The 9231-nt window shown below is 64.5% G+C and carries 6 protein-coding genes; 3 read left to right on the top strand and 3 right to left on the bottom strand.

What is annotated here, in order from left to right; translation table 11 throughout:
• Positions 1–80: 80 nt before the first annotated feature.
• Positions 81–653 (bottom strand): xanthine phosphoribosyltransferase, encoded by a 573-nt coding sequence (locus IAE40_RS22185; protein ID WP_011536381.1) that lies wholly within the window; start codon positions 651–653, stop codon positions 81–83.
• Positions 654–726: 73 nt separating this feature from the next.
• Positions 727–2736, bottom strand: coding sequence for a DNA helicase Rep (gene rep, locus IAE40_RS22180; RefSeq protein WP_054894105.1), 2010 nt, complete (start codon positions 2734–2736; stop codon positions 727–729).
• A 255-nt stretch (positions 2737–2991) separates the two neighbouring features.
• Here rep and IAE40_RS22175 point away from each other — a divergent pair, with 255 nt between their 5' ends.
• The gene (locus IAE40_RS22175; protein WP_054894104.1) at positions 2992–4656 is read left to right on the top strand and encodes a putative bifunctional diguanylate cyclase/phosphodiesterase; all 1665 of its coding nucleotides are present in this window, start codon (positions 2992–2994) and stop codon (positions 4654–4656) included.
• A 34-nt stretch (positions 4657–4690) separates the two neighbouring features.
• Here IAE40_RS22175 and IAE40_RS22170 read toward each other — a convergent pair whose 3' ends face one another.
• The gene (locus IAE40_RS22170) at positions 4691–6073 is read right to left on the bottom strand and encodes a NorM family multidrug efflux MATE transporter (protein WP_054894103.1); all 1383 of its coding nucleotides are present in this window, start codon (positions 6071–6073) and stop codon (positions 4691–4693) included.
• 160 nt (positions 6074–6233) lie between these two features.
• On the opposite strand from IAE40_RS22170, the gene IAE40_RS22165 reads away from it, so the two are divergent.
• Positions 6234–7160, top strand: coding sequence for a LysR substrate-binding domain-containing protein (locus tag IAE40_RS22165; RefSeq protein ID WP_054894102.1), 927 nt, complete (start codon positions 6234–6236; stop codon positions 7158–7160).
• 118 nt (positions 7161–7278) lie between these two features.
• Entirely contained in the window at positions 7279–9189 is a 1911-nt protein-coding gene (locus IAE40_RS22160) for a cytochrome c/FTR1 family iron permease (RefSeq protein WP_153772885.1), read from the top strand.
• Positions 9190–9231 lie beyond the last annotated feature (42 nt).

Genomic DNA, 9231 nt, shown 5'->3' with positions numbered 1-9231 from the left:
GGGTTTACCCGCGAATGCGATGGCGCATCCCAAATCGCATTCGCGGGTAAACCCGCTCCCACAGAGCTCGCGTAGCGGCCTTATTCGATGAAGGTCACGACCCCACCTTCCAGCGACTTCACCCGAGCCAGCGATTCGACGCGATAGCCCTGGCTGTCCAGCTCGGCGCGGCCGCCCTGGAACGATTTCTCGATGACGATCCCCAGGCCCGCCACAGTGGCGCCGGCCTGCTTGATGATCGAAATCAGTGCCTGCGAAGCCTTGCCGTTGGCCAGGAAGTCATCGATCACCAGCACGCGATCACTGCTGTTGAGGTGACGCGGCGAGATGGCCACGGTGTTCTCGGTCTGCTTGGTGAAGGAATACACCGAAGCGGTCAGCAGGTTCTCGGTCAGAGTCAGCGACTGATGCTTGCGGGCGAAGATCACCGGCACGCCCAGCTTCAGGCCGGTCATCACCGCCGGGGCGATGCCCGACGCCTCGATGGTGACGATCTTGGTCACGCCCGAGTCTGCGAACAGGCGGGCGAACTCGTCACCGATCAGTTGCATCAGCGCAGGGTCGATCTGGTGGTTGAGAAACGCGTCGACTTTGAGAACCTGATCGGAAAGCACGATGCCTTCTTCGCGAATCTTCTGCTGCAGTGCTTCCACTGTGTATTCCTCGATGTAGCAAAGGTGGCCGCATCCAGAAGGTCGCGGCAAAGGTTTAAAGAGTAATGGTTGGTCAGCGTTTGAGCATGGCCCGGATGTCGGCCAGCGCGTTATTGCCTCGCGCCGCCTTCACCTCCACAGGCGCATCCTCCAGGCCTTCCCAGGCCAGGTCGTCCGGCGGCAGTTCATCCAGGAACCGGCTGGGCGTGCAGTCGATGATCTCGCCGTACTGCTTGCGCTTGGCGGCGAAGGTGAAGGCCAGGGTCTGACGGGCGCGGGTGATGCCCACGTAGGCCAGGCGGCGTTCTTCCTCGATGGTGTCGGCTTCGATGCTCGAGCGGTGGGGGAGGATTTCTTCCTCCATGCCCATGATGAATACGTAGGGGAATTCCAGGCCCTTGGAGGCGTGAAGGGTCATCATCTGCACACCCTCGGCGTTTTCTTCCTCTTCCTGCTGGCGCTCGAGCATGTCGCGCAGCACCAGCTTGCCGATGGCGTCCTCGATGGTCATGTCACCCTCTTCGTCCTTCTCGAGGGTGTTCTTCAGCGCATCGATCAGGAACCAGACGTTGCCGATGCGGAAATCCGCCGCCTTGTCGCTGGCGGTGTTCTGGCGGATCCAGTTCTCGTAGTCGATGTCCTTGACCATCTCGTGCAGCGCAGCGATCGGGTCTTCCAGGGCAACCTTGTGACGCACGCCGTCGAGCCAGTGCTTGAAGCGCTGCAGGCGCTCGGTGTAGCGCGCATCGAGGTGCTCGCCCAGGCCCAGCTCCTCGCTTGCCGCGTACATCGACACGCCGCGCTCGGTGGCGTAGTTGCCGAGCTTTTCGAGCGTGGTCGAGCCGATCTCGCGGCGCGGCACGTTGATCACCCGCAGGTAGGCGTTGTCGTCGTCCGGGTTGACCAGCAGGCGCAGGTAGGCCATGAGGTCCTTGACCTCCTGGCGACCGAAGAAGCTGTTGCCGCCCGAGAGGCGATAGGGCACCTGGTGGTGCTGCAGCTTCAGTTCGATCAGCTTGGCCTGGTAGTTGCCGCGGTAGAGGATGGCGAAGTCGCTGTACGGGCGGTTGGTGCGCAGGTGCAAGGTGAGGATTTCCATGGCCACGCGCTCGGCCTCGGCTTCCTCGTTCTTACAGCGGATCACGCGGATCTCGTCGCCTACGCCCATCTCGCTCCACAACTGCTTCTCGAAGTCGTGGGGGTTGTTGGCGATCAGTACGTTGGCGCAGCGCAGGATGCGGCTGGTGGAGCGGTAGTTCTGCTCGAGCATCACCACTTTCAGGGAGGGATAGTCCTCCTTGAGCAGCATCAGGTTTTCCGGGCGCGCGCCGCGCCAGGCGTAGATCGACTGGTCATCGTCGCCAACCACGGTGAACTGGTTGCGCATGCCGATGAGCATCTTCACCAGCAGGTACTGGCTGGCGTTGGTGTCCTGGTATTCGTCGACCAGCAGGTAGCGCACGCGGTTCTGCCAGCGTTCCAGCACGTCGGTGTGCTCCTGGAACAGCTTGACCGGCAGCAGGATCAGGTCGTCGAAGTCCACCGCGTTGTAGGCCTTGAGCGTGCGCTGGTAGTGGGTGTAGACGATGGCAGCGGTCTGCTCGCGCGGGTTGCGCGCTTTTTCCAGGGCTTCGGCGGGCAGGATCAGATCGTTCTTCCACGAGCCGATCATGTTCTTGATCTCGTCCAGCCCGTCGTCGCCGGAATATTCCTTCTGCATGATGTCCGACAGCAGCGCCTTGATGTCGGACTCGTCGAAGATCGAGAAGCCCGGCTTGTAGCCCAGACGCTGGTGTTCCCGGCGGATGATGTTCAGGCCCAGGTTGTGGAAGGTGCACACCGTCAGGCCCCGGCCTTCGCCTGGACGCAGCAGGGTGCCGACCCGCTCCTTCATCTCGCGCGCGGCCTTGTTGGTGAAGGTCATGGCGACGATGTACTGGGCACGGATGCCGCAGTTCTGGATGAGGTGGGCAATCTTGCGCGTGATCACGCTGGTCTTGCCGGAGCCTGCACCGGCGAGCACCAATAGAGGGCCGCCGACGTAGTCTCGGGCTTCCTGTTGCCGGGGATTGAGTCGGGACATGCTAGAAACCGGGAGTAACCAGAAAATAGCCGCGCATTCTAGCAGGCATGGGTCGGTTATGGCGCGACCGTCTGACAGTGTGATGCAGCGCACCATTCAGATTTGCGGGCGTTGCGACTTTCGCGCAGGATGCACGGCAAAATCCGTCGAGATGCGGGGCAGGGAACGCCACATATAAAAGTGAGAATCATTTCCACTTGTCGGTTAGGATACGGCACATCCTCGGTCACACTGTTCGAGCCCTAAGGAGCCCGCTTGTCCACGCCCGTCGAACCGTTGCGCTTGCTGCTGTTGGCCGATGAGCCGGAATGGGCTGCGTTGCTGCGCGAATGTGTCCAGCCGCTGGCTGGCAGCGCGGTACTGTTGACTGCGCCGAACTGGGAGGCGGTGGACAGCCTGTTCGTTCACGATCGCCAGGCCGTGGTACTGGCCACGCCCGACCTGCAGCCAACACCCGGGCGCTGCGACCTGCCGACCATCCTGCTGCTGGAGCACGAGCCCGAAACGCCTCCGGTGGGCGTGAGTGACTGGCTGGTGCGTGGGCAACTGAGCAGTGATGCGCTGCGCCGCTCGTTGCGTCATGTGCGTGAACGCGGTGTGCTGGTCGCCACCTTGCAACGCCTGGCCGAGCAGGACCCGCTCACCGGCATCGCCAATCGCCAGGGCTTCCAGGCACTGCTCAGCGCACGCCTGGCGGAGAACGCAGGCCGCGGCCTGGCCCTCGGTCACCTGGACCTGGACAACTTCCGTCACGTCAACGACGCCCTGGGGCACCAGGGCGGTGATCGCCTGATCCTGCAGGTGGTCAACCGACTCAAGCAGCAGCTGGAGGCCGGTGATCAGTTGGCGCGCCTGGGCAGCGATGAGTTCGCGCTGCTGATCGACACCCGCCGCGACCCCAGCCGCGCCGAGCGCACCGCCGAGCGTATCGTCGAAGCCCTGGCCGAGCCGTACTGGATCGATGGCGAAAGCCTGCTGCTTGGCTGCAGCCTGGGCCTGGCCCATGCCCGTGCGCAAGCGGGCGCCGATCCGTTGATGTGGCATGCGCACATCGCCATGCGCCAGGCCAAGGGCAGCCAAGGCTGCACGTATCACGTGTTCAACGAGCGGATAAACAGCAACGCCCGCAGCCTCGCCGATCTGGAAAGCGAGCTGCGTCGGGCCCTGCGTCGTGACGAGCTTGAACTGCACTACCAGCCACGCTTGAACCTCAAGGACGGCACCATCGTCGGCCTCGAGGCACTGGTGCGCTGGCGGCATGCCGAGCGTGGCCTGCTGCCGCCCAGCGAATTCGTGCCGCTGGCCGAGCAGAGCGGGCTGATCGTACCGCTGGGCTACTGGGTGATCTCCCGCGCCCTGCGTGACATGCAGGCCCTGGGCGAGCACGGCCTGGCGCCGCTGCACATGGCGGTGAACCTGAGCTTCCGCCAGTTCCAGGACAGCCAGCTGTTGGCGACCCTGAGCCGGCTGATCGTCGAACACGGCGTCGATGCGCGTTGGCTGGAGTTCGAGCTGACCGAGACCGCGGTGATGCGCCGCAACGAAGTGGTGCGCCAGACCATGGATGCATTGGGGCGCCTGGGTGTGCGTTTCTCGCTGGATGACTTCGGCACCGGCTTTTCGTCGTTCGTGCACCTGAACAGCCTGCCCATCACCTTGCTCAAGGTCGATCGCAGCTTCGTCGCCGGCATGGAGCAGCGCGAAGAAAACCGCAAGCTGGTGCACGCGATGATCAACCTGGCGCACAACCTCAACCTGGAAGTGGTGGCCGAAGGGGTGGAAAGCGACGAGCAACTGGGTCTGCTGCGTGATTTCGGTTGCGACCAGGTGCAAGGGTTCCTGGTGAGCCGGCCGCTGCCGATCGATGAGCTGATCGTCTACCTGTTCCAGGCGGCCAAACCGCAGTTGGTGAGTGTTTAACCTGTAGCGGCCCGCAATAGGGCCGCCACTGATTTCAGGCCGAAACCGCCGCCCCCACGGCCGCCTTGCCCAGCAACCGCTTCATCCGCCATTCGAATGCCAGCGTCAGCGCCACTGCCGCACACGCCAGCCCCAGCGCCAAGCCCCACCAGATACCCACCGCACCCCCGCCGAGCGTGAAGGCGAACACCCAGGCGCAGGGCGCGCCCACCAGCCAGTAGCACAGCAGACCGATCACGAACGTGGTCTTGGCGTCCTTCAGGCCGCGAATCGAGCCCATGGCGATGGTCTGCGTGCCGTCGAACAGCTCGAACCAGGCGGCCACCATCACCAGTTGCACGGCGAGCGCGAAGATGGCGGCGAACGCTGGGTCATTGCGGTCGACCAACAGCCCCACGAAGGTCTCCGGGAACAGCCAGAACAGCACCGCGAAGGTGAACATCACCACCGCGCCCAGGCCGATCCCGATGCGCCCGGCGCTGCGCGCGGCCAGCAGGTTGCCTGCGCCGTAGTACAGCCCGACTCGCATGGTCACCGCATAGGACAGCCCGGTCGGCACCATGAACGCTGCCGAAATGATCGGCAGGGCGATCTGGTGGGCGGCCAGCTCGGTATCGCCCAGTACACCCATGCACAGCGCGGCGAAGGCGAACAAGCCGACTTCCACGATGTAGGTACCGCCGATCGGCAGGCCCAGCCGCCACAACTCGCGCAGTGCATCGAGCGATGGATGTGACAGGCCCTTGCGCAGCGGATAGGCGTCGTATGCACGGTGCCAGTGGATGTATAGAGCCAGCGCGATGGCCATGCCCAGCGACACCACGGCCGTGACCAGGCCGATGCCCATCAGGCCCAGCTTGGGCAGGCCGAACATGCCTTCGATCAGTGCGTGGTTGAACAGGTAGTTGAGTACCGTGCCCACCAGGCTGATGACCATCACCGGCGTCGAATGGCCCAGGGCGCTGGTGAAGCCGCGCAGGGCCATGAAGGTCAGGTAGCCGGGCAGTGCCAGGGGTAGCAGGGTAAGGAACTGCATAGCCATGTCGACGTTGTCGGGACGCTGGCCGAACAGCAGCAACAAAGGTTTGAGGTTCCACAACACCAGGGCCGCGCCCAGCGCCAGGCCCCAGGCCAACCACAGGCCGTTCTGCGCCAGGCGCGTGGCACCGGCGATGTCACCTGCGCCCTTGCGGAAGGCCACCAGGGTGCCGACCGCGGCGATCACGCCCAGGCAGAAGATCGACACGAACGAGTAGCTCGCCGCGCCCAGGCCGCCCCCTGCCAGCGCCTGTGGGCTGATGCGCGCCATCATCAGGGTGTCGGTGAGCACCATCAGCATGTGCGCCAATTGCGAGGCGACCAGGGGGCCGGCCAGGCGCAGCAGAGCCTTGAGTTCGGTGGTGGGCGCGACATGCATGGGGCGAAGTCCTTGGGTGTGGGTCCTACAGAAAGAGCCCACGATTCTGAGGCTTCGGTCAACATTGCACAAAAAGATAAAAGCGATCATTGGCATGAGTTGAACTCATGGAGGTATGCTTCTGCCGAATTGCCTCATGCGCCCGTATGACAGGTGCCCCATGTCTCGTCAGCTACCACCGTTGTATGCCCTGCGCGCATTTGAAGCCGCCGCGCGGCTGAGCTCCTTCACCCGCGCCGGTGAGGAGCTGTCCATCACCCAGAGCGCGGTCAGCCGCCACATCCGCACGCTTGAAGATCACTTCGGCTGCCGCCTGTTCGTGCGCAACGGTCGTAATCTGCAGCCCACCGAGGCGGCGCGGATGCTGTTGCCCGGTGTGCGCGACGGTTTCTCGTCACTGGAGCGGGCCTGCAATACCTTGCGCGGCGAAGACGACATCCTGCGCATGAAAGCCCCCTCGACCTTGACCATGCGCTGGCTGCTGGCGCGCCTGAGCCGCTTTCGCCACCTGCAGCCGGGCAACGAGGTGCAACTGACCAGCGCCTGGATGGACGTCGACCATGTGGATTTCAATCAAGAGCCTTTCGATTGCGCCGTGCTGCTCAGCGACGGCAACTTTCCGGTGGACTGGGAGGTGCGTCGGCTGTTCGCCGAGCTGCTGATCCCGGTCGGCGCTCCGGACCTGCAGGCCGAAGCGCCGTGGGATGCGCGCAGGCTGGCCAGTGTCGAACTGTTGCACCCGACGCCCGATCGTCGCGACTGGCGCAGTTGGCTCGCGCGCATGGGCCTGAGCGAAACGGTGTCGCTCAAGGGCGGGCAGGTGTTCGATACCCTGGAGCTGGGCATGATCGCCGCTGCTCGGGGTTATGGGGTGTCGATGGGTGACCTGCTGATGGTCGCCGAAGACGTCGCCCAGGGGCGACTGAGCCTGCCATGGCCGACGGCGGTGGCCAGCGGCCTGGACTATTACCTCGTATGGCCGCGCACCCGCCCGGGCGGCGAGCGGTTGCGGCGTTTGAGTGCCTTCTTGCAGGAGGAGGCGGCGGCGATGGACTTGCCTGAGGTGGAGATCCTGGGAGCGTCTTGAGTGGGCCGATCAGGACGTATTCGTTGCAAGATTTTTCATGAAATCCGCCCGCGAACCTTGAGCAAGTCGAAGTGGAAGTGAACAATGTTCGCTTTCGTATTCTCGCCGAGATCGCCCCATGATTCCCCGTTCCCGTCCGCTCGCGTGGTTGCCGGCCTTGTTGCTCGGCCCGGTGCTGGCGCTGTGCAGCACCCTGGCGCAGGCCGAAGCCCCTGCCGACGCCACCAAGGCGTTGCACCTGCTGGACTATATCGGTGCCGACTACCCGCCGACCGTAGAGGGCGGCAAGGTGGTGGATGAAGGTGAATACCGCGAACAGCAGGAGTTCAGCGGGGTGCTGGCCGAGCTGGTCAATGGCTTGCCGGCCAACCCCGAACGCGACGCTCTCGAGCAGGGTGTGCAGGCGCTGCGCCAGGCCATCGAGCAACGCCAGGACGGCAGCGCCGTGGCGCACCAGGCTCGGCAGTTGGGCGCGCGGCTGGCGGTGGCCTACGAGGTCAGCCAGGCGCCGGTGATCACGCCGGATCCGGCACGCGGTGCTGCGTTGTACGCGCAGAACTGCTCGATCTGCCACGGTGACACCGGTGCCGGGGACGGCCCGGCGGGTGTCGGCCTGGAGCCTGCGCCGGCCAACCTGCGCGACGCCCAGCGCCTTGACCAGTTGAGCCTGTTCGACCTGTACAACACCCTCGGCCTGGGTATCGAGGGCACCGAGATGCCGTCGTTCGCCGACCAGCTCGACGAACGCCAGCGCTGGGATGTGGCCGCCTACATTGCCAGCTTCACCGCCGACCCGCAGGCGGCCAAGGGCGACAAAACCTGGAACATCGCCGACCTGGCCCGCCAGACTCCGGCCGAAGTCGCCGCCAACGAAGGCGCCGAGGCCGTTGCCGCATTCCGTGCCCAGCGCGCCCAGCCACCGCAGGTCAAGCGTGGCCCGGCACAGTTGCTCGAATACACCTCCAGCACCCTGGACAAGAGCCTGGCGGCCTACCGCGAGGGCGATCACGACCAGGCCTACGACCTGTCGGTGGCCGCATATCTCGAAGGTTTCGAGCTGGTGGAGAGCTCGCTCGACAACATCGACGCGCAGGTGCGCAAGGATACCGAGAAGTCGTTGATGGCCTACCGGCAGTCGCTGCAGGATGGTCTGCCCGCCGAGCAGGCTGCGCAGCGCCTGGCCGAGGCCAAGGTCAAGCTGGAGCAGGCGGCGAAACTGCTGGGCAGCGATGGTCTGAGTTGGTCGTTGAGCTACATCTCCGGGCTGCTGATCCTGCTGCGCGAGGGCCTGGAGGCGATCCTGGTGCTGGCCGCGATCCTCGCCTTCCTGCGCAATACCGGGCAGCAGTCGGCGGTACGCAGCGTCAACATCGGCTGGGGCCTGGCATTGGTGGCAGGTTTCGCTACCTGGGCCCTGGCGGCCTACGTGATCGATGTCGGCGGCGCCCAGCGCGAGTTGCTCGAGGGCTGCACGGCGCTGTTCGCTGCGGTCATGGTGCTGTGGCTGGGGGTCTGGATGCATGACCGGCGCCACGCCGCAGCCTGGCAGGACTACATCAAGAGCAGCCTGCTCAGTGGTGGCGGGCGCTTCGGCTTTGCCATGCTGGCGTTTTTCTCGGTGTACCGCGAGCTGTTCGAGGTGATCCTGTTCTACGAAACCCTGTGGTTGCAGGCCGGGCCTGCCGGGCACCAGGCGGTGCTGGCCGGTGGCGCTACCGCGCTGGTGTTGCTGGTGGGGTTGGCCTGGGTGATTCTGCGTGGATCGGCGAAGCTGCCACTGTCGCTGTTCTTCAGCATCAACGCTGCGTTGTTGTGCGCGCTGTCGGTGGTGTTCGCCGGGCACGGCGTCAAGGCGCTGCAGGAGGCTGGGGTACTGGGCACGCGACCGGTGCCGTTCTTCGAGTTCGATTGGCTGGGGATTCATGCCGACGCTTATTCGTTGAGTGCGCAGGCGGTGGCATTGCTGGCTATCGTGGTGCTTTACGGACGCTCGCGCATTGCCGAAAAACGCAGGGCTGCAGCGAACTGAGGCCGGGGCTGGCACACTATTTCTTTTCGAATTACGGAAACA

It is taken from the genome of Pseudomonas sp. S44, from assembly GCF_016624805.1.
Classification (GTDB): domain Bacteria; phylum Pseudomonadota; class Gammaproteobacteria; order Pseudomonadales; family Pseudomonadaceae; genus Aquipseudomonas; species Aquipseudomonas machongensis.
This window is presented reverse-complemented; position numbering and strand designations above follow the sequence as displayed.

Coding starts and splice junctions, on each gene's coding strand:
- IAE40_RS22170 (WP_054894103.1), bottom strand. CDS start 6,073: ATGCATGTCGCGCCCACCACCGAACTCAAGGCTCTGCTGCGCCTGGCC.
- rep (WP_054894105.1), bottom strand. CDS start 2,736: ATGTCCCGACTCAATCCCCGGCAACAGGAAGCCCGAGACTACGTCGGC.
- IAE40_RS22160 (WP_153772885.1), top strand. CDS start 7,279: ATGATTCCCCGTTCCCGTCCGCTCGCGTGGTTGCCGGCCTTGTTGCTC.
- IAE40_RS22165 (WP_054894102.1), top strand. CDS start 6,234: ATGTCTCGTCAGCTACCACCGTTGTATGCCCTGCGCGCATTTGAAGCC.